Source organism: Pantoea sp. X85 (assembly GCF_029623675.1).
GTDB classification, from domain to species: Bacteria; Pseudomonadota; Gammaproteobacteria; order Enterobacterales; family Enterobacteriaceae; genus Pantoea; species Pantoea leporis.
Map to the genome: position 1 here is coordinate 2,869,763 of NZ_CP121108.1, position 18,542 is coordinate 2,888,304.

The 18,542-nt window shown below is 56.6% G+C and carries 17 protein-coding genes; 4 read left to right on the top strand and 13 right to left on the bottom strand.

Going from position 1 to position 18,542, the window contains the following annotated elements; genetic code table 11:
- The gene (flk, locus tag P6287_RS13230) at positions 1-1,032 is read left to right on the top strand and encodes a flagella biosynthesis regulator Flk (protein WP_101763630.1); all 1,032 of its coding nucleotides are present in this window, start codon (positions 1-3) and stop codon (positions 1,030-1,032) included.
- 115 nt (positions 1,033-1,147) lie between these two features.
- Here the strand turns inward: flk and P6287_RS13235 are convergent, their stop codons facing one another.
- The gene (locus P6287_RS13235) at positions 1,148-2,329 is read right to left on the bottom strand and encodes an MFS transporter (RefSeq protein WP_277973849.1); all 1,182 of its coding nucleotides are present in this window, start codon (positions 2,327-2,329) and stop codon (positions 1,148-1,150) included.
- 231 nt (positions 2,330-2,560) lie between these two features.
- Positions 2,561-3,781: a beta-ketoacyl-ACP synthase I gene (gene fabB / locus P6287_RS13240; protein ID WP_101763628.1), complete on the bottom strand. Its 1,221-nt coding sequence runs from the start codon at positions 3,779-3,781 to the stop codon at positions 2,561-2,563.
- A 153-nt stretch (positions 3,782-3,934) separates the two neighbouring features.
- On the opposite strand from fabB, the gene mnmC reads away from it, so the two are divergent.
- Positions 3,935-5,947, top strand: coding sequence for a bifunctional tRNA (5-methylaminomethyl-2-thiouridine)(34)-methyltransferase MnmD/FAD-dependent 5-carboxymethylaminomethyl-2-thiouridine(34) oxidoreductase MnmC (gene mnmC, locus P6287_RS13245; RefSeq protein ID WP_277973850.1), 2,013 nt, complete (start codon positions 3,935-3,937; stop codon positions 5,945-5,947).
- Positions 5,948-5,976: 29 nt separating this feature from the next.
- Here the strand turns inward: mnmC and P6287_RS13250 are convergent, their stop codons facing one another.
- The 6 genes from P6287_RS13250 to prmB all read right to left on the bottom strand — a co-directional run bounded on the left by P6287_RS13250 (position 5,977) and on the right by prmB (position 10,730).
- The gene (locus P6287_RS13250) at positions 5,977-6,258 is read right to left on the bottom strand and encodes a YfcL family protein (protein ID WP_008101252.1); all 282 of its coding nucleotides are present in this window, start codon (positions 6,256-6,258) and stop codon (positions 5,977-5,979) included.
- Between the two features lie 30 nt (positions 6,259-6,288).
- On the bottom strand, positions 6,289-6,834 hold the full coding sequence (locus P6287_RS13255; protein ID WP_101763626.1) for an elongation factor P hydroxylase: 546 nt from the start codon (positions 6,832-6,834) through the stop codon (positions 6,289-6,291).
- A gap of 67 nt (positions 6,835-6,901) precedes the next feature.
- Positions 6,902-7,699, bottom strand: a complete 798-nt coding sequence (locus P6287_RS13260; protein WP_137386214.1) for a sulfite exporter TauE/SafE family protein — start codon at positions 7,697-7,699, stop codon at positions 6,902-6,904.
- Between the two features lie 133 nt (positions 7,700-7,832).
- Positions 7,833-8,657: a penicillin-insensitive murein endopeptidase gene (mepA, locus tag P6287_RS13265; RefSeq protein WP_277974933.1), complete on the bottom strand. Its 825-nt coding sequence runs from the start codon at positions 8,655-8,657 to the stop codon at positions 7,833-7,835.
- A gap of 8 nt (positions 8,658-8,665) precedes the next feature.
- Positions 8,666-9,751 carry a chorismate synthase gene (gene aroC / locus P6287_RS13270; protein WP_101763624.1) on the bottom strand — a complete coding sequence of 362 codons (1,086 nt, stop codon included), beginning with the start codon at positions 9,749-9,751 and terminating at the stop codon, positions 8,666-8,668.
- A 46-nt stretch (positions 9,752-9,797) separates the two neighbouring features.
- The gene (prmB, locus tag P6287_RS13275) at positions 9,798-10,730 is read right to left on the bottom strand and encodes a 50S ribosomal protein L3 N(5)-glutamine methyltransferase (RefSeq protein ID WP_110866547.1); all 933 of its coding nucleotides are present in this window, start codon (positions 10,728-10,730) and stop codon (positions 9,798-9,800) included.
- Between the two features lie 160 nt (positions 10,731-10,890).
- Between prmB and smrB the strand changes: the two genes are divergently transcribed.
- Positions 10,891-11,439 (top strand): endonuclease SmrB, encoded by a 549-nt coding sequence (gene smrB / locus P6287_RS13280; protein ID WP_101763622.1) that lies wholly within the window; start codon positions 10,891-10,893, stop codon positions 11,437-11,439.
- Positions 11,440-11,490: 51 nt separating this feature from the next.
- Here the strand turns inward: smrB and sixA are convergent, their stop codons facing one another.
- The 4 genes from sixA to P6287_RS13300 form a co-directional block, all read right to left on the bottom strand.
- The gene (gene sixA, locus P6287_RS13285) at positions 11,491-11,973 is read right to left on the bottom strand and encodes a phosphohistidine phosphatase SixA (protein WP_101763719.1); all 483 of its coding nucleotides are present in this window, start codon (positions 11,971-11,973) and stop codon (positions 11,491-11,493) included.
- 195 nt (positions 11,974-12,168) lie between these two features.
- On the bottom strand, positions 12,169-14,298 hold the full coding sequence (gene fadJ, locus P6287_RS13290; RefSeq protein ID WP_277973851.1) for a fatty acid oxidation complex subunit alpha FadJ: 2,130 nt from the start codon (positions 14,296-14,298) through the stop codon (positions 12,169-12,171).
- Complete coding sequence (gene fadI, locus P6287_RS13295) at positions 14,298-15,608, bottom strand: acetyl-CoA C-acyltransferase FadI (RefSeq protein WP_277973852.1); 1,311 nt, start codon at positions 15,606-15,608, stop codon at positions 14,298-14,300. The genes fadJ and fadI overlap by 1 nt, the downstream gene beginning before the upstream one ends.
- A 166-nt stretch (positions 15,609-15,774) precedes the next feature.
- Positions 15,775-16,071, bottom strand: a complete 297-nt coding sequence (locus P6287_RS13300; RefSeq protein ID WP_101763619.1) for a YfcZ/YiiS family protein — start codon at positions 16,069-16,071, stop codon at positions 15,775-15,777.
- Positions 16,072-16,430: 359 nt separating this feature from the next.
- Between P6287_RS13300 and fadL the strand changes: the two genes are divergently transcribed.
- Positions 16,431-17,714 (top strand): long-chain fatty acid transporter FadL, encoded by a 1,284-nt coding sequence (fadL, locus tag P6287_RS13305; RefSeq protein ID WP_101763618.1) that lies wholly within the window; start codon positions 16,431-16,433, stop codon positions 17,712-17,714.
- 46 nt (positions 17,715-17,760) lie between these two features.
- Here the strand turns inward: fadL and mlaA are convergent, their stop codons facing one another.
- Positions 17,761-18,528: a phospholipid-binding lipoprotein MlaA gene (gene mlaA, locus P6287_RS13310; RefSeq protein WP_101763617.1), complete on the bottom strand. Its 768-nt coding sequence runs from the start codon at positions 18,526-18,528 to the stop codon at positions 17,761-17,763.
- Positions 18,529-18,542 lie beyond the last annotated feature (14 nt).

Sequence of the window (18,542 nt, forward strand, 5' to 3'; positions counted from 1 at the left end):
ATGCAACCTCTCAGCGGTCCCGGTGTGCCCGCGGGCGATCGTTCCCCTTTATCTCAGGCCACTGGCCCGACGCGTCCTGGCGGTCCAGCCGGTGAGCAGCCGCTTTCTCCAGCCCAGCGCACCACGCTGGAACGTCTGATTGTTCGCATTATGTCTTTGAGTACGCTGAAAGCGCCGGAACTCTGGGCTGGCGTGCGGCATGAAGTCGGGGTGAAGAGTGAGGCGGAGCTGCAATCGCGCCACTTCCCGGCGGCGGAGCAGCATCTTAACGGTCGCTTAACCCAGGTGCAAAACAGTCTTGCTACGCGCCAGCTGCTGCAACAGCTGCTGGAAAAATTGCCGCAGGGCAATAATCGCCAGGCGGTGAGCGATTTTATTCGTCAGCAGTTTAACCAAACGGTATTGAGCGCGTTGTCGCAGGATCAGCTGCGTCAGGTGCTGACCATGCTGCAAAACGGTCAGATGGCGATCCCGCAGCCGCAGCAAACGCGCGTCTCCGATCGCAGCTTGCTGCCGGCAGAACAGCAGTCGCTGAATCAGCAGGTGACGCGCCTTGCGGCGAAAACCGGTGAATCGCCGGTGAAACTGCTGGCCGATACGCTGAAGCTGGTGAATCTGAAAAGTGGCGATCCGATTCCCTCACGCCACTTCCCGCTGCTGACGCAATATTTGCAGGTGCGCCAGACGCTGGCTCAGCACAGTGCGCCAACCTTACAGATGCTGGAAACCTCACTGCGCCAGCCGTTAACCCATGATGAGCAGCGGCTGCTGGAAGATTACAGCCAGCAACGTTTCCAGGCGCTGCCGACCACCGTGCTGACGCCAGCGCAGACGCAGGATCTGCTGAATCTGCTGTTTAGCCGCCGCGCCGAGAAACTGCACGAACAGCCGCTGGCCGATAGCGAAATTCGGCCGCAGCCCATCTGGTCGCCGTTTATCCAGATGCTGCCGCAACCGCTGGCGCAGCGCCCGGCGTTAACGCTGATTGTCGGCATCTTCCTGTTTATCTTCCTGCTGTGGCTGTTTATTTAGCAGCCGCAGTGTGCAGCGGGCGTGGCGAGAATTGCGGTCCAGCTGCCAGTTAGCCAGCGACTGGGCTTTGCGGCGCTGACACCCGGGGAGATTGTCAGCGCCTGCGATAAGCTGGTTACGCTGTTGTCACAGCCCGCGCAAAGCTCCAGGTAACCAGAATGCCCAGCGCCGCACAACAGGCACCCGCAACATAGACCGAGCCGTAACCCAGCGCCGTCGCCAGTAAGCCGGTCAACGGGCCGCTGGCACCGTACGCGATATCCTGAAATGCAGAGAAACCGCCAAGCGCGGTGCCGCGAATCTGTGGCGATACGCGTTTAATCACTTCAACGCCCAGCGCCGGGAAGATCAGCGAGCAGCCGCAGCCGGTCAAAGCCGCGCCAATCAGCGCCATCCAGCCAGAAGTGGCGAACGCCAGTAGCAGCAGACCGGCGGTTTCCACCAGCAAAGAGATCATCGCTACTTTTACGCCGCCGTGACGATCCGGCAAGCCGCCAAAGAACACGCGCACCAGCACAAACGCACAGCCGAAGGCGGTCAGCGCAAAACCGGCGTTGCCCCAGTTTTCCGCAGCAAAATAGAGTGACGTAAAGGTGCCGATCACCGCAAAACCGGTGCCCTGCAGCGCCAGCGCCAGTCCCGGCTGAAAGATGGTTTTCACTACGCTAAGCAGCGATGGCCGCTCGCCGCCCACCACCGGCACTTTGCGGATCCAGCCATTTATCGCCAGCGACAGCAGCGGCAACAGCAGCGCAACCGCACCGAGAGCAGCAAAGCCGCCGTGCTGATTGATCTGCAAGCCGAGCGGTGCGCCAGCCGCCAGCGATCCATAAATCGCCATGCCGTTCCATGACATCACTAATCCGGAACGTTTGCTGCCCACCAATCCCATGCCCCAGGTCAGATTGCCGGTCAGCAGCAGGCTTTCGCCGAATCCTAACAGCAAGCGCCCTACCGCCAGCAAACCAAACTTCATCCACGGAGAAACCGGTAACAACGCGGCCGCCAGATACGCCACGCCCACCAGCGCGATGGCCAGTATGCCGTGCTGCGTGGTGAGTTTCGCACCGTGCTGATCGGCTCGACGCCCGGCAAAGCTGCGCGTCAACAGCGTGGCGAAGAACTGAATCCCCACCGCCACGCCAACCATCAGGTTACTCATGCCGAGTTCATGATGGACATACAGCGGGATGACCGGTAGCGCGAGGCCAGCGGTCAGATAGGTGAGGAATACCGCAAAGGAGGTGCAGGCCAGCGGCATAACGGATTGCGTTTGCGCGTCAGCAGTCGTGGTCATGGTGGGTCGAACTCCTTGTAATAACCAGACACGCGCTTGCTGCCAAAACAGAAACGGGATATTTGGTTCACACTAAGCTAAAAGCGATAATTTTGTTTCGGATGGAGTGGGAGTGTAGGCAAGCTGAAGGTGGAATGTCAAAACAACAAGGGCCGGATAACCGGCCCTTGTGATATTGCTAGCATAATCAGGTCTCCATGAATGGCGATCCTACGGGATTATGCTGGCAACTTACGCATGATACTTACGCATGGTCAGAGTGGCGTTAGTCCCGCCGAAGCCAAAGCTGTTCGACATCACGGTGGTCAGCGCTTTATCAGTCGGTTTGGTCACGATGTTCAGACCTTTGCCCGCTTCATCCAGCTCTTCCACGTTGATGCTTGGCGCGATGAAACCGTGCTCCAGCATCAGCAAAGTGTAGATCGCTTCCTGCACGCCCGCCGCACCCAGTGAATGACCGGTCATGGCTTTGGTAGCAGACAGTGATGGGCAGTTATCGCCGAACACTTCGCGAATCGCACCCAGCTCTTTCACATCACCAACCGGCGTAGAAGTGCCGTGGGTGTTGAGGTAATCGATTGGGGTATCCAGACCTTGCATCGCCATCTTCATGCAGCGCACTGCGCCTTCGCCTGAAGGAGCTACCATGTCTGCGCCATCTGAGGTTGCGCCGTAGCCCACGATCTCAGCATAAATGTGTGCACCACGTGCCAGAGCGTGCTCCAGCTCTTCAACCACCACCATACCGCCGCCGCCGGCAATGACGAAACCGTCACGGTTGGCATCGTAAGTACGTGAGGCTTTTTCTGGCGTTTCGTTGTATTTGGTCGACAGTGCGCCCATCGCATCGAACTCACAGGCCATTTCCCAGCTCAGCTCTTCACCGCCGCCAGCAAACACAATGTCCTGTTTACCCAGCTGAATCTGCTCAACCGCGTTACCGATGCAGTGTGCAGAAGTAGCACAGGCTGAACTGATGGAGTAGTTCACGCCGTGAATTTTGAACGGGGTTGCCAGGCAAGCAGAAACGCCTGAACCCATCGCCTTGGTCACCACATAAGGACCGACCGCTTTCAGGCCGCGTGGGCTACGCATGGCGTCAGCACCAAATACCTGATAACGCGGAGAACCGCCGCCAGAACCGGCAATCAAACCCACACGTGGGTTTTGCTGATACTGTTCGTCAGTCAGGCCTGAGTCTTTGATCGCTTCGGCCATTGAAAGGTAGGCATAAATAGAGGCATCACTCATAAAACGCACGATTTTGCGATCGATGAGCCCGTTGGTATCCAGTTTGACGTTGCCCCATACGTGGCTGCGCATACCGGCATCTCTCATCTCTTCAGAGAAAGTAATACCGGAACGGCCTTCACGCAGAGAAGCCAGCACTTCTTGCTGGTTATTACCAATGCTGGAAACAATACCCAGGCCAGTAATCACTGCACGTTTCATTCAATAATCCTCGTTCCACATATTTGGATGTGGTGCACTCTAGCGTACAGTTGTAAGCCGAACAAGTCCGATCAGCCATTTCCCTTTGTAAATTTGCGTCATGTGACGTCTATCGCTAAACTCGCGCCACTGCCTGAAATATGAGCCTTTCCCGTGAAATTAACCCCGGTTGAACACGCCCAAATAAACTGGAATGAACAGGGTACACCTGTGTCCCGAGCGTTCGGCGACGTCTATTTCTCCAACGATAATGGACTGGAGGAAACGCGCTATGTGTTCCTCGATGGCAACCATATTCCGCACCGTTTTGCTGAACATTCACGCGATTTATTTATTGTCGCCGAGAGCGGTTTTGGGACTGGTCTGAACTTTCTCACCCTGTGGCAAGCCTTCGATCGCTTCCGCAATGAGCAACCCAACGCCACTTTGCAGCGTCTGCACTTCATCAGCTGCGAGAAATTCCCGCTGACGCACGCCGATCTGGTGGCTGCGCATGCCCATTGGCCGGAGCTAAAGCCGTGGGCCGAACAGCTGCAACAGCAGTGGCCGCAGGCGTTGCCGGGTTGTCAGCGCCTGCTGTTTAACGGCGGCGAAGTCACGCTGGACCTCTGGCTTGGTGATATTAACGCGCTAATTCACACCTTTGATGACAGCCTCAATCGTCAGGTGGATGCGTGGTTCCTTGATGGCTTCGCGCCGGCAAAAAATCCTGAGATGTGGACGCCAGATCTGTTCGCCGCGATGGCGCGCCTCGCCCGGCCGGGCGGCACGCTGGCGACTTTTACCGCGTCGGGGTTTGTGCGACGCGGGTTGCAGGACGCCGGTTTCAGTATGCAGAAGCGCAAAGGCTTTGGTCACAAGCGTGAAATGCTGGTCGGCGTGCTGGAGCAAGCCGCTGCATTGCCGCACAGCCAGCCGTGGTATGCACGCCCACCGGCAGGCAGCAATAAAGTAGCGCTGATTGGCGGCGGCGTCGCCAGCGCAGTATTGGCGCTGGCGCTGCTGCGACGCGGTTGGCGCGTAACGCTCTACTGCGCCGATGACGCGCCCGCGCTGGGCGCATCCGGCAATCGTCAGGGCGCGCTCTATCCGCTGCTCAACCAGCACGATCCCGCGCTGGCCACCTTCTTCCCGGCCGCTTTTGGTTTTGCCCGACGTCTGTATGATCGGCTGCCAGTGGAGTTTGAGCATGACTGGAGCGGCGTGTTGCAGCTGGGCTGGGATGATAAAAGCGCGGAGAAAATTGCGCAGATGCTCAACATGGCACTGCCGCATGACATCGCGTACGGCGTTAATAAAGAAGAAGCGCAACAGCTGGCGGGCGTTGAACTTGATGTCGGCGGGATTTTTTATCCGCAAGGCGGCTGGCTGTCGCCTGCACAGCTGACCAGCAATCTGCTGGAGTACGCGCAATCGCGGGGATTACGCCTGCACTGGCTACATCGCATCACGCAATTAACGCGCGATGAAGATCGCTGGACGCTGCACTTTGATGAGCAGCCGCCGGTGCAGCATTCCCAAGTGGTGCTGGCGAATGGTCACGCGTTGCTGGAACTTGAGCACAGCAAAACGCTGCCGGTGTACGCGGTGGCGGGACAAGTGAGCCACGCGCCGACTAATCCGTCGTTGGGCGCGCTGCGCACCGTGCTGTGTTACGACGGCTATCTCACGCCGGTCAGCCCGAACTTCGCCACCCATTGCATCGGCGCCAGCTATCATCGCGGCGATACCGCCACAGATTTCCGCGCCGACGATCAGCAGGAGAATCGCCAACGGCTGATTAACTGTCTGCCGCAGAGCCAATGGCCGCATCAGGTTGATGTGTCCGATAACCAGGCGCGCAACGGCGTGCGCTGTGCCACGCGCGATCATCTGCCGATGAGCGGCAGCGCGCCAGATTATGAAGCGACACTCACGCAATACGCCGATCTGCCAGAACAGCGTGCGCGCGGTGCAAGCGTAGCCGATGCGCCGGTGCATAACGGTTTGTTTGTGTTGGGCGCATTAGGTTCGCGTGGTTTGTGCAGCGCACCGCTGGCGGCCGAAGTGCTGGCGGCGCAGATGAGCGGCGAACCGCAGCCGCTGGATGCAGCCACGCTGGCGGCGATGAATCCAAATCGCTATTGGGTGCGAAAACTGCTGAAGGGTAAAAAAGCGGGTCGATAATCTGCGGGGCGAGCGATCGCCCCGAGACGTTAAGCGGTTTGACGAGCCTGCAGGAACAGATTGTCCCACATGCCGGTGACCAGCGCCTGATCGCGTGGTGACAGTTCGCCAGCAGCAATGGCTTTTTGCAGGCTGTTGGTGACGTGAGTTTGCAGCGCTTCCGGCGTGTGTTCACCGCTCAGCTCAATCTCCGCCACTGCCAGGGTCAGATGACCACGCAGATAGCCGCCTGCAAACAGCTCGTCATCGCTGGCGTGATCGACCATGTCATCAATCAGGGCCAGAATGCGGGTTTCAAATTCTACGATCATCTCTTCCTCTCTTCTTATAACCTTCGCGGATTACAGATCTTCCGGCCAGGGGAATTGTGCCGCCGTCAGTGGCGGCGTGCCGTAATAATTCGTCAGTGCATCGATGAAGCGAGCTGGTCGTGCCGGAATGCCCTGCTGCAGATACGTCATCACCTGTGCATGCACTTTGCGCTGAAACGCTATGCGATCTGGCTCACAATCGCCTTCGAGATTGTCACAACTTACGTTGAAGGGAAAGCCCGCCGCCACGCAGAATAACCACTCCAGCGCCTGCGGTTTTACCTCAACCGATTCGAACTGGCTCTGCGTTTGCGCATCGCGTCCGTCCGGACAATACCAATAACCAAAATCCACCAGCTTGCGGCGCGCTTCACCGGCAATGCACCAGTGGGAAATTTCATGCAGTCCGCTGGCGTAGTAGCCATGCGCGAACACCACGCGATTCCACGGTGAGGTTTCATCCGCTGGAAGATAAATAGGTTCGTCGTCGCCTTTAATTAGACGGGTCTGAAAATCGTCAACGAAGCAGCCATCAAAGATGGTAATCAGCTGATCGTAATGGTGTGTTGTACTCATAATTTTTAATCTTAAAAAAAAACCGGCGCCATTGTCGCATTGGCAGCCGGTCTTGACGAGTGTTGGATTACAGCGTGGCCAGCCAGGCCATCAGTTCTGCGCCATGACTGTCCCATAACAATTTAGCGCTCATTACCGCAGAAACGATCACTACCATGGGGCGAATCAGTTTCTGACCACGGCTCAATACCAGCCTGGCGCCGAGGCGCGCGCCAATAAAGGCGCCGAGCAACATAATCGCGCCGGTGCCCCACACCACTTTTCCGCCGAACATAAAGAACAGCAAACTGCCAAAATTCGAGGTGAAATTTAGGATTTTGGCGTGGGCGGTGGCTTTCGCCAGATTGAAGCCGCACAGCGTAACAAAGGCCAGCGCATAGAACGAGCCGGCGCCGGGACCAAAAAAGCCATCGTAGAAGCCGACGCAGCCGCCGCCTACCAGCGCATAGGGCAAACCGTGCAGACGACGTTCGCGATCGGCTTCACCTAAACGCGGCATCAGCAGGAACCACAAACCGATGCAGATCAGCAGCAGCGGTAAGATTTGGCGCAGCACATCCGCTTGTAAGTGCTGAATCAGAATGGTGCCAGCAATCGCGCCGAGGAAGGTCATGGCGATATTCAGCCACTGCTCGCTCAGATTCACCGCACCACGTCGGATGAAATAGAGGCTGGCGGAGAACGATCCGCCGACCGATTGCAGCTTATTGGTGGCTAACGCCTGTGCAGGCGACAGCCCAGCAGCCAATAAGGAAGGCACGGTGAGTAAACCACCGCCACCGGCAATGGAGTCGATAAACGCCGCCAGCATTGCCACAAAAAACAGCACACAGATGATCAGTGGGCTGACAACGAACCAATCCATTTTAATCCTCAAATAACCGCGATCCTTTGAGCTGCAGCTGCGTTGGCTGCGCTCGCCCACTCCAGTCACTTACTTAAGTAAGCTCCTGGAGATGAACGAACTTGCCGCCTTGCCGCAACTCAAATTCTCACGGTTATAATAAATGACGGTCTAATAAAGCCTGGCAAGACGGCGGAAGTGGCGGCGGCGTTTTCTTCACCGGCGGCGTGCTGCCTGGCTTTTTCGGCAGGAACCAGCTGTCCAGCTCAGCGCCACAGCCATCACCCGCCGGTTGAGGTGCCTGGTCTTCACAATCAAGGCTCCCCGCCGGACAACGCAGACGCACGTGCATGTGCGCACGATGAGCAAACCACGGACGCACTTTATTCAGCCACGCACGATCGCTGCCAGCATCGGCACAAAGCTGCCTTTTGATCGCTGGATTGACGAAGATACGCGTCACTTCATCATCTTTCGCCGCCAGTTTAATCAGGCTATCGATTTGCGGCTGCCAGTGACGCGCAATCACCTGTTTGTCATCGGCAGAAACCAGATCGAGCGGCTGCGGCTTGAGCAACTGCTGCGCCGTCCAGCGGGTTTTCGGCAGCTGCAGCCAGATATCGACGTCTAAACCAGTTTGATGGCTGGCGTGGCCGCTGCTAAAACGTCCACCCGCCGCCATGCCCATATCGCCAATCAGCACTTGTCCCAGCTGAAGCTGATGAACCTGGGTGCTAAGACGCTGAATAAAGGCGATCAGATCGGGATGGCCGAAATAGCGGCGCTGATCCTGGCGCATCACTTGATAATTAGGTGAGTTAAGCGGCAACTGCTGCGCACCCACAATACAGCCGTTGGCGAAGCCGCCAATCGACTGCGGGCTGCCGGCAATCGGCTGATGAATTTGCTGCCACGGCGTGGCGGCAACGGCGGCCGCACTGCATAGCAGCGCGGCATAGATAATGAGCAGACGGCGCATCATCGGGTTTACCAGCGCGGAACGCTGCTGTTGACGTCACCGTTTTGCGCACGCTGGCGCAGCAGGTGATCCATCAACACAATCGCCATCATCGCTTCGGCAATCGGCACGGCGCGAATGCCGACGCAGGGATCGTGACGACCTTTGGTGATCATCTCGACTTCTTCACCCTCGCGGGTGATGGTGTTGCCTGGCACGGTGATGCTGGAGGTCGGTTTCATCGCCAGATTGGCGCTAATGGTTTGGCCGCTGCTGATGCCGCCCAGAATGCCGCCCGCGTGATTGCTCTGGAAACCGTTGGCACGGATCTCATCGCGATGTTGACTGCCGCGCTGATTGATCACCGCAAAACCGTCACCGATCTCCACGCCTTTCACCGCGTTGATGCTCATCAGCGCATGCGCTAAATCCGCATCCAGACGATCAAATACCGGCTCGCCCAGGCCCGGCGGCACGTTCTCTGCCAGCACGGTAACTTTGGCGCCGATAGAGTCACCCTCTTTTTTCAGGCCGCGCATCAGCTCATCCAGCGCTTCCAGTTTGGAGGCATCCGGGCAGAAGAACGGGTTCTCTTCCACGATGCTCCAGTCTTTCAGCTCGCAGGCCACATCGCCAATCTGCGCCAGATAGCCGCGCACCACGATGCCGTGCTTCATCTGCAGATACTTCTTGGCAATCGCCCCTGCTGCCACGCGCATCGCGGTTTCACGCGCAGAAGAGCGGCCGCCGCCACGGTAGTCGCGCAGGCCGTATTTCTGCTCGTAGGTATAATCGGCATGGCCAGGACGGAACAGATCTTTGATGGTGCCGTAATCCTGTGAACGCTGGTCGGTGTTCTCAATCAGCAAACCGATTGAGGTTCCCGTCGTCACGCCCTCAAACACGCCAGACAAAATTTTCACCTGATCCGGCTCGCGGCGCTGCGTGGTATAGCGCGAAGTGCCAGGACGACGACGATCGAGATCGTGCTGGATGTCGGCTTCCGTCAGCGGAATGCCGGGTGGCACACCGTCAACGATGCAGCCCAGCGCAATACCATGCGACTCGCCAAAAGTGGTTACGCGAAAAACTTGTCCGATGCTGTTTCCGGCCATGCTGGTTCCTTGTTGCGATGTTGCGGGCGAGCGCTCGCCCTCTTATTTAGTCTTTGTAAAATGAGAAGTGATGCTGTGCCGCCACGATTTGCTCGCGCGTCAGCATAAACACGCCGTCACCGCCGTTATCAAACTCCAGCCAGGTAAACGGAACGTCTGGATACTGATCGATCATGTGCACCATGCTGTTACCCACTTCGCAAATCAGCACGCCTTGCTCGGTGAGGTAATCCGGCGCACAGGCCAGAATGCGACGCACCAGTTTCAGGCCGTCGCTGCCCGCCGCCAGACCCAGTTCCGGCTCGTGGCGATATTCGTTCGGCAGATCGTCCATATCTTCCGCATCCACGTACGGCGGATTGGTGACGATCAGATCGTATTTCACCGGCGGCAAGTTGCGGAACAGATCGGCGCGGATTGGCGTGACGTGGTTCAGCAGGCCATGCTCTTCAATGTTCTGCTCGGCGACAGCCAGTGCATCGGTGGAGATATCGACTGCATCCACTTCCGCTTCCGGGAAGGCGTAAGCGCAGGCAATGGCGATGCAGCCGCTGCCGGTACACATATCGAGAATGTGATGAGGCGAATCGCTGATCAAACCGGCAAAGCGGTTCTCAATCAGTTCACCAATCGGTGAACGCGGCACTAATACGCGCTCATCAACGTAAAATTCGTGGCCGCAGAACCAGGCTTTGTTGGTGAGATACGCCACCGGAATGCGCTCGTTGACGCGGCGAATCACGCGCTCAACAATGCGATGACGCTCGCTGGCAGTCAGGCGCGCATTGCGCATATCTTCTGGAATATCCAGCGGCAGCCACAGCGTTGGCAGAACCAGTTGGACTGCTTCGTCCCAGGGATTATCCGTGCCGTGGCCGTACCAAATGCCTGCCGCCGAAAAACGGCTGACAGCCCAGCGCAGCATGTCCTGAATGGTGTGCAGTTCATTCACTGCCTCATCGACGAATATCTTGTCCACGTAGCCCTCCGCAGGCCATAAAATCAATCGGCCGATAGTGTGCCACGAAGCCGGGCAGAATTCAGCGCAGCGAGGCGAAAAAGCTGACATTTGTTAACAGTAACGGTTAAGGTATGCCACCGGCTGTTTAACCAGCCTTTTCTGACCCAATCACAGAGCCATGAGTAAGAAAACGCCGCTAAGCCAGGACGATCAGGAGATGTTCCGCCAGTTAATGAGTGGAACCCGCAAGCTGAAACAGGACACTATCGTGCATAAACCGGTAGTGAAAACGCGCGAAGTACCGCTTAAACGCCTGCTTTCAGAACAGGTCGATAACAGCCATTATTTTTCAGACGAGTTTCAGCCGTTGCTGTCGAGCGAAGGTCCGGTGCGCTATGTGCGGGCGGATGTCAGCCATTACGAGCAGAAGAAATTGCGTCGTGGCGATTACACGCCGGAAATTTTTCTCGATCTGCATGGCTTAACACAGATGCAGGCCAAGCAGGAGCTCGGCGCGTTGATTGCCGCCTGTCGCCGCGAACATCTGTTCTGCGCCAGCGTGATGACCGGGCACGGCAAACACATCCTCAAGCAGCAAACACCGCTGTGGCTGGCACAACATCCGCATGTGATGGCGTTTCATCAGGCACCGAAAATGTTTGGCGGCGACGCCGCATTGTTGGTGTTGATTGAGGTGGAAGAGTGGCAGCCGCCAGAATTGCCGTGACGTGCCGCGCTACAAAAGGATAGGGCCGCGTTTGCGGCCCATAGAGCGGAATTACATCGCTTTAGCCAATTTTGACGGGCTGACCTGCCACTCCAGCTTGCCTTCGCAGGCCTCTGCATCAAAGTTTACGCAGGCTATTGCCGAGGTCGCGAACATCGGCGGCGCTTCCTGCGGGCAGAGTTCAGACACCAGATAACCCACCAGCGGCAGATGCGAAATCACCAGCGCCGATTTAACCCCTTTTTGTGCCAGCGCCTGCAGATAGCAGGCCACCATGCCTGGATCGCCGCCCGGCGTCAGTTCCGGCAAGACATCCTGCCCTTCTGGCAATTTCAGGGTTTCGCGCACCGTGGCGAGCGTTTGCTCGGCACGCAGGTAAGGACTGACTAATACCCGATCAATTTCTGGCGTTTTGCCGTTGAGCCAGCTCGCCATCGCTCTCGATTCATCACAGCCACAGAGTGTGAGAGGTCGAACGGAATCACTCGCTGCTTCCAGAGCTGCATCGCCATGACGCATGATAAAAACTTGCATAAAGCACCGCTGTTGTTTGTCGATATCGGCCGGTACCACAGCACCAGACGCTTCATTCTGCGAATGAACGGTGTGTTTTACCCCAATGGCTTCAGTATAGTCAACCGGTTGTTTATTAAATAAGCATATCTCAGAATGGTGCCGCGCTTGCCGCTGCGCGGCCCGCTGACTAACCCGCTGAATCTGTGCGCCTATTCACGATTGTGCAGAAGTGTAAAAATTCGTTTGCTGTTCTGACATTGCGAGCAGCGCCTCACTCGGCGCAAAACGCTCGCCATGTTGCTGCATTAATGACCTTAATGCTTTGACGATATCGCCAATGCCGCGCTGATCCATATAGCGGAACGGACCGCCAAGGAACGGCGGAAAACCGATGCCAAATACCGCCGCAATATCGCCATCACGCGCGTTGCGGATCACCGCTTCATCCAGACAGCGTGCCGCTTCGTTCAGCATCATCAAGACGCAGCGCTCAGCGATCTGCGCTTCGCTCTGCCTTGCCTGCGGTTTGATATTCAGCAGTGAATAAAGGGAAGCATCGACTTTGCGTTTTCCCGGCCAGCGCGAACGTTGATAGAGGTAAAACCCTTTGTGATTTTTGCGCCCTTTTCTGCCGTCGGCCAGAATGGCGTTCGCGGCGTTGGGGGCACTGAAACGCAAACCGTAAGCCTGCTCAAGAATCGGGCTGATTTTGCTGCCGACATCAATGCCCACTTCATCCAGCAGCTGCAGCGGCCCAACCGGGAAACCAAACTTGACCAGAGCGCGATCGATATGCTCAATCGGCTCACCTTCCTGCAAGCAGTGCATCGCTTCATTTATATAGGGCGCGAGAATGCGGTTAACGTAAAAGCCGGGACGATCCGCCACCACCACCGCCGTTTTGCCCTGCTGACGCGCCAGCTGTACCGTATTTGCCAGCGTTTGCGCCGAGGTATTGGCGTGAGGAATCACCTCCACCAGCGGCATTTTGTCCACAGGACTGAAGAAATGCAGACCGATTACGTTTTCAGGCCGCTGGGCTTTGGCTGCGATATCAGCAATTGGCAGCGACGAAGTATTGGAGGCGAAAATGGTGTGCGGCTGGCAATGGCTTTCGATTTCGCTGACCATCTGCTGCTTGAGCGCCAGATCCTCAAATACTGCTTCAATCACCAGATCGCGCTGGCTGAATCCCTGATAATCGGTGCCGCCGCTGATGCGCGCCATCTGCTGCTGACGTTCGGCGGCTTTTAGCTGTCGCATCTTCACCTTGTTGCTCAGCAGATCCCAGCTGTATTGCAGCGCATGATTCACGCCGACCAGATTGATGTCCTTAATGCGCACCGGCAAACCGGCTTTCAGCGCCGTAACGCTGGCGATGCCGCCGCCCATCAAACCGCCGCCGAGCACGCCAATCTGCTTCAGCACTTGCGGCTCGACACTGGCCATCGACTCCTTCTTTAAGGCCGTTGAGGCGAAGAACAAACTGCGCAGCGCGGCCGATTCTGGCGTCATCACCAGTTGGCCAAAGGCGCGCGCTTCCGCTTCATGCCCGGCGCTGCTGCCCTGCTCCAGACCGATGCGCACCACGTCAAGAATGCGCTGGGCCGCTGGATAGTTGCCCTGGGTTTTGCTGTGAGTCTGCCGCTGCGCCAGCGATAACAGCACCTGACGCGCGATTGGTCCCTGCAGCAAACGATCGCGGCGCGAAAGCTCCCGGCGCGCGCCTTTTCCTTTATGTACGCGCGCAATCGCCGTTTCCAGCAGAATTGATTGCGGCACCGCGTCATCGACAATCCCCAGCTTGAGCGCCTGTTTAGCGCGCAGCTGTTTGCCGGTAAGGATCAGCGGCAGCGCCTGCTGTACGCCAATCAGGCGCGGCAAACGTTGTGTACCGCCAGAACCCGGCAGCAGACCGAGCTGTACTTCCGGCAAACCGAGGCGCGTTTTGTCATCCAGCGAACAGATGCGCGCATCGCAGGCCAGCGCCAGTTCCAGACCGCCGCCGAGGCAGGCACCGTGAATCGCCGCCACTACCGGAAACGGCAGCGCGGCAATCATCGCCATCACATCTTGTCCCTGCTTTGCCAGCGCCTCAGCTTCCTGCGCCGTTTTGCAGTTGGCGATCATGCTGATATCCGCACCAGCAACAAAGTTGTCTGGCTTGCCGGAGATCAACACTAATCCAGCCAACTGCTGATGGCTGCGCGCTTCGTCCAGCACCGCTTTGATCTGCGGCACAAACTCGGCCTTCAGCGTGTTCATCTTCTCGCCCGGCACATCGATGGTGATCACACCGACGTGGTCGAGGCGCATGTGTAAATGAAAGGCGGATTCACTCATTATTCGGCCTCCAAAACCATTGCCGTGCCCAGGCCGCCCGCCGCGCAGGCGGTGACCAATCCCAATCCGCCACCGCGCCGCCGCAGTTCCTGCAGCGTTTGCGTGATCATGCGTGCGCCAGTGGCGGCAAACGGATGACCATAAGCAATCGATCCGCCAAGCACGTTAAAGCGTTCTTCATTGACTTCACCTAACGCATGCGGACGATTCAGCACCTCGCGCGCAAAGCGTTCGTCACGGAACATTTTCAGGTTGGCTAAGGTTTGTGCGGCAAAGGCTTCGTGCATATCAATCAGCGTCAGATCGTTGAGCGTGATGCCGGCGCGCTCCAGCGCCAGCGGCGAGGCGTAGGCCGGTCCAAGCAGCATATCCTGCCAGACATCAATCGCCGTAAAAGCATAGCTGCGCAGATAGCCGAGCGGCTGAATGCCGAGTTCGCGCGCGCGCCCTTCACGCATCAGGATCACCGCTGCGGCACCATCGGTCAGCGGCGTGCTGTTGGCGGCGGTCACCGAACCGTGGCGACGATCAAACGCCGGGCGCAGTTTGGCGTAATCGGCGGCGCTGGCGTTGAAGCGAATATTGTTGTCCTGCTCGATGGGCGCTTTCCACGGCGGCACAAATGCGGGCATCACTTCCTGGCTTAACACGCCCGATTGCCAGGCGCGCGCCGCATGCTGGTGCGAACGCAGCGCTAACGCGTCCTGCTGTTCACGCGTGATGCCGTGACTTTTCGCCATCTGCTCGGCGGTATCACCCATGCGTAATCCGGTGGAATACTCCGCTACCGCCGGTGGCACCGGCAACAGATCGCGCGGACGCAAATGACGCAGGATGCTGAGTTTTTGACTAAAGCTGCGCGCTTTGTTGAGATCCACCAGCGCACGCGCCAGAGTTTTACTGACGCCAATCGGCAGCACCGAGGATGAATCCGCGCCACCGGCAATGCCGGCATCGATGGTGCCCGCCATCAAACTTTCCGCTACGTTTGCCACCGCCTGAAAACTGGTGGCGCAGGCGCGGCTAACGCTATAGGCATCGGTATGCACGCCTAATCCGCTGCTCAGAACAATTTCACGCGCAATGTTGGGCGCTTCCGGCATCTGCACCACCTGGCCAAACACCAGTTGATCGATAAACTCGACCGGTAATTCGCTGCGCGCCATCAGTTCGCTGATCACCATGCGCCCCAGCTCCAGCGCGGGAATGCCGTGGAAATCGGTCGCCTGACGGGTAAAAGGGGTGCGTAATCCGTGGGTTATGGCGATACGTTCGCCCTGACGCGTCAGCAGCGGCTGCGCTTTGCTCATTGCAATCACCTGTATTTTTCGACCGGGGCATCATTGCCAAACAGGTCTGACCTGATCATCAGTGTTAACTAAGTGTTGCTAAGTAGCCAATAAGCAGAGGAAAAAAGTGCGAGGGAATACACGAAAATGAGTTAAGGCTGCCGAAGGGGTTTCGGCAGCGGCATGATTAGCGTAGGCCGAGCTGGAAAATCAGGGTTTCGGCCTGGCAGGCAAAGGTGAAGTCGATAGACAGGCGCACCGCGTCGCCTTCATTGGCAAAATCCGCGCGAATATCGCAAGGATCGGATTCCACCTGACGCGCGCGTTCAGTCAAATGCGCCAGCATCGCTTCCGCCGCATGGCGATCGGCAAACACGCCAGACCAGCTTGCGGTGCAATCGGTGTTATCCATCACGGTTCCCACATCGACACAGCAGCAGGCCGCCGTTTCGTTGGCATTACACTTTTTAATGGCATCAGTCATGATTCTCTCCTGACGATAATTTCAACGTAATCGGATTATTTTCTGCCGCAAAGTGTACGCCTGCTGCGTTTTCACATCCACGCTCAAGCCGCTAAGTGACGAATATCACACTAAAAATTGATCCAAAGCAAAATTGAACGCTATGTTTAAGTCGAACCGCTAAGATTTTGTTAAGCAGATCTGATTTTATCGATCAAATCAGAAATATTTAAAAAACAATATTGCAACAAATACACAGGTCGGACCTATACTCGTCGCACTGGTCTGATATGTGGTTTTGCCATCAGTCCCTACAATTCGCCGCTCTTTGTTACGCGACGTAACAACGTTAAATAATAAATCTGGATGAGGTTGTGGTCATGAACCATAAAAACCTGTTTGCAAAGTCAGCTGTGGCAGCTGCAGTAACGCTCGTCTGTTCTCATGTTTACGCCGCGGGCTTTCAACTGAATGAATTCTCAGCAATTGGTTTAGGTCGTGCATATTCCGGCGAAGGTGCGATGGGTGATACCGCCGCCTCTGCCAGCCGTAACCCGGCAACCATGGCATTAATGGATCGCCCTTCTTTCTCTATCGGCGCGGTTTATATTGATCCCGAAGTGGATATTAGCGGTCAGAGCCCGACAGGTCGCAGCCTCGATGCCAAAAATATCGCCCCAAATCAGTGGATCCCTAATCTTCACTATGTGCACCCAATTAACGATCAGTGGTGGATTGGCGCATCTGCGACCTCAAACTATGGTTTAGCAACCGAATTTAATGACGGCTATACCGCAGGTGGTTATGGCGGCAAAACCGACCTGATGACCGGTAATTTTAATATCAGCACGGCTTATCGACTGAATGAGAATTTCAGCTTCGGTATCGGCTTTGATGCGGTCTATGCAAAAGCGAAAATTGAGCGCTATGCCGGTGAAGCAGGTGCCGTGGCAGGATTGCCAGCCGATACCCAGATTGCGCATTTAAAAGGTGATGAATGGGGTTACGGCTGGAACGCCGGCATCCTGTACGAAGTGGATAAAAATAACCGCTTTGGCTTTACCTACCGCTCAGAAGTAAAAGTCGACTTTGACGGTGACTACAAGAGCAACATCCCCACCGCCTTTAACGGTACACCGCAGGCACTGGCTTTAGGCCTGCCTTACGGCACCAGCGGCACCACAATTCCGGGTTCTCTGACTTTGAATCTGCCAGAGATGTGGGAAGTGTCAGGCTGGCATAAAGTGGCGCCGCAATGGGCGGTTCACTATAGCCTGACTTATACCAGCTGGAGCCAATTTCAGGAGTTGAAAGCCACCGGCAGCAATGGCCAGACGCTGTTCTATAAGGATGAAAGTTTCCACGATGCCTACCGTATCGCGTTGGGTACCACTTACTTCTACGACGATAACTGGACCTTCCGTACCGGTATCGCCTTTGATGACAGCCCGGTTCCGGCCGATAAGCGTTCTATCTCTATTCCGGATCAGGATCGTCTGTGGCTGAGTGCCGGTGCGTCTTACGCCTTCAATGAAGATGCTTCTGTCGACCTGGGTATTTCTTACATGCACGGTCAGAAAGTCACCGTGAAAGAAGGCCCGTATACCTTTAACTCTGAAGGTAAAGCCTGGCTGTACGGCGCGAACTTTAACTACAAGTTCTGATACGTAGCTTGATAAAAAAGGCGACTCATTGAGTCGCCTTTTTGTTTTATTCAGAATCAATATCTTTCAGATCGTCCTGAATCGCACTGGCGTTCGGATTATCTTCCGGCTTCAGCTTACCGCCGTTGGCAATAAAGTCATGTCGCTGGAAGTAGGCATTACGAATAAAGGCGTACGGATCTTGCTGCTGACGCAAAATGGCGTCCGAATCCAGCAACTGCGCACGGGTTTCAATCCCTTCCAGCGTCCATTTACCTACCGAGATCGGCCAGCTCAACCAGCTTAAGACCGGATAGAGCGTATCAACGAAGTCACCGCCATCTTCACGGATGGTGAAGCTACCGTAGGCCGGCAATTCAACATACGGGCCGTAACCGACGCCATAACGTCCCAGCGTGCTACCAAAGCGATGCGGCACTTCACGCGCCAGTGCCGGATTGGCTTTGCCCGCCACGTCGATAAAGCCACCCAGCCCTAACACGGTGTTCAGGAAGAAGCGGGTAAAGTGGATGCCTGCCTGGCGCGGTTCACCCACCAGAATGGCGTTGACCATGCTGGCGGGCTCTTCAACGTTGGATAACACATTACTGATGCCGCTACGTGCCGGCACCGGCACATAATCGCGCCAGGCGACTGCCACCGGACGCAGAACATACGGATCCAGCACGTTGTAGTTGAAGTTAAACATCGTGCGGTTAAAGCCTTCCAGCGGATCGCTGCGCTGCGCAGGTTCCGTATTTTCAGCCGGTTTTGAGCTGGCACAACCCACCAGCAGTAAGCTGGCTAGCGCCAAACCGGTCAGGCGGTTATTCATTCTTCTCTCCCTGT

What these genes read in the sequence shown, in the direction of transcription:
- flk (WP_101763630.1), top strand. Translation starts at nt 1, where the DNA reads ATGCAACCTCTCAGCGGTCCCGGTGTGCCCGCGGGCGATCGTTCCCCT.
- P6287_RS13235 (WP_277973849.1), bottom strand. Translation starts at nt 2,329, where the DNA reads ATGACCACGACTGCTGACGCGCAAACGCAATCCGTTATGCCGCTGGCC.
- fadI (WP_277973852.1), bottom strand. Translation starts at nt 15,608, where the DNA reads ATGAGCAAAGCGCAGCCGCTGCTGACGCGTCAGGGCGAACGTATCGCC.
- fabB (WP_101763628.1), bottom strand. Translation starts at nt 3,781, where the DNA reads ATGAAACGTGCAGTGATTACTGGCCTGGGTATTGTTTCCAGCATTGGT.
- sixA (WP_101763719.1), bottom strand. Translation starts at nt 11,973, where the DNA reads ATGCAAGTTTTTATCATGCGTCATGGCGATGCAGCTCTGGAAGCAGCG.
- P6287_RS13260 (WP_137386214.1), bottom strand. Translation starts at nt 7,699, where the DNA reads ATGGATTGGTTCGTTGTCAGCCCACTGATCATCTGTGTGCTGTTTTTT.
- aroC (WP_101763624.1), bottom strand. Translation starts at nt 9,751, where the DNA reads ATGGCCGGAAACAGCATCGGACAAGTTTTTCGCGTAACCACTTTTGGC.
- fadL (WP_101763618.1), top strand. Translation starts at nt 16,431, where the DNA reads ATGAACCATAAAAACCTGTTTGCAAAGTCAGCTGTGGCAGCTGCAGTA.
- P6287_RS13250 (WP_008101252.1), bottom strand. Translation starts at nt 6,258, where the DNA reads ATGATCGTAGAATTTGAAACCCGCATTCTGGCCCTGATTGATGACATG.
- mepA (WP_277974933.1), bottom strand. Translation starts at nt 8,657, where the DNA reads ATGCGCCGTCTGCTCATTATCTATGCCGCGCTGCTATGCAGTGCGGCC.
- mlaA (WP_101763617.1), bottom strand. Translation starts at nt 18,528, where the DNA reads ATGAATAACCGCCTGACCGGTTTGGCGCTAGCCAGCTTACTGCTGGTG.
- P6287_RS13300 (WP_101763619.1), bottom strand. Translation starts at nt 16,071, where the DNA reads ATGACTGATGCCATTAAAAAGTGTAATGCCAACGAAACGGCGGCCTGC.
- fadJ (WP_277973851.1), bottom strand. Translation starts at nt 14,298, where the DNA reads ATGAGTGAATCCGCCTTTCATTTACACATGCGCCTCGACCACGTCGGT.
- smrB (WP_101763622.1), top strand. Translation starts at nt 10,891, where the DNA reads ATGAGTAAGAAAACGCCGCTAAGCCAGGACGATCAGGAGATGTTCCGC.
- P6287_RS13255 (WP_101763626.1), bottom strand. Translation starts at nt 6,834, where the DNA reads ATGAGTACAACACACCATTACGATCAGCTGATTACCATCTTTGATGGC.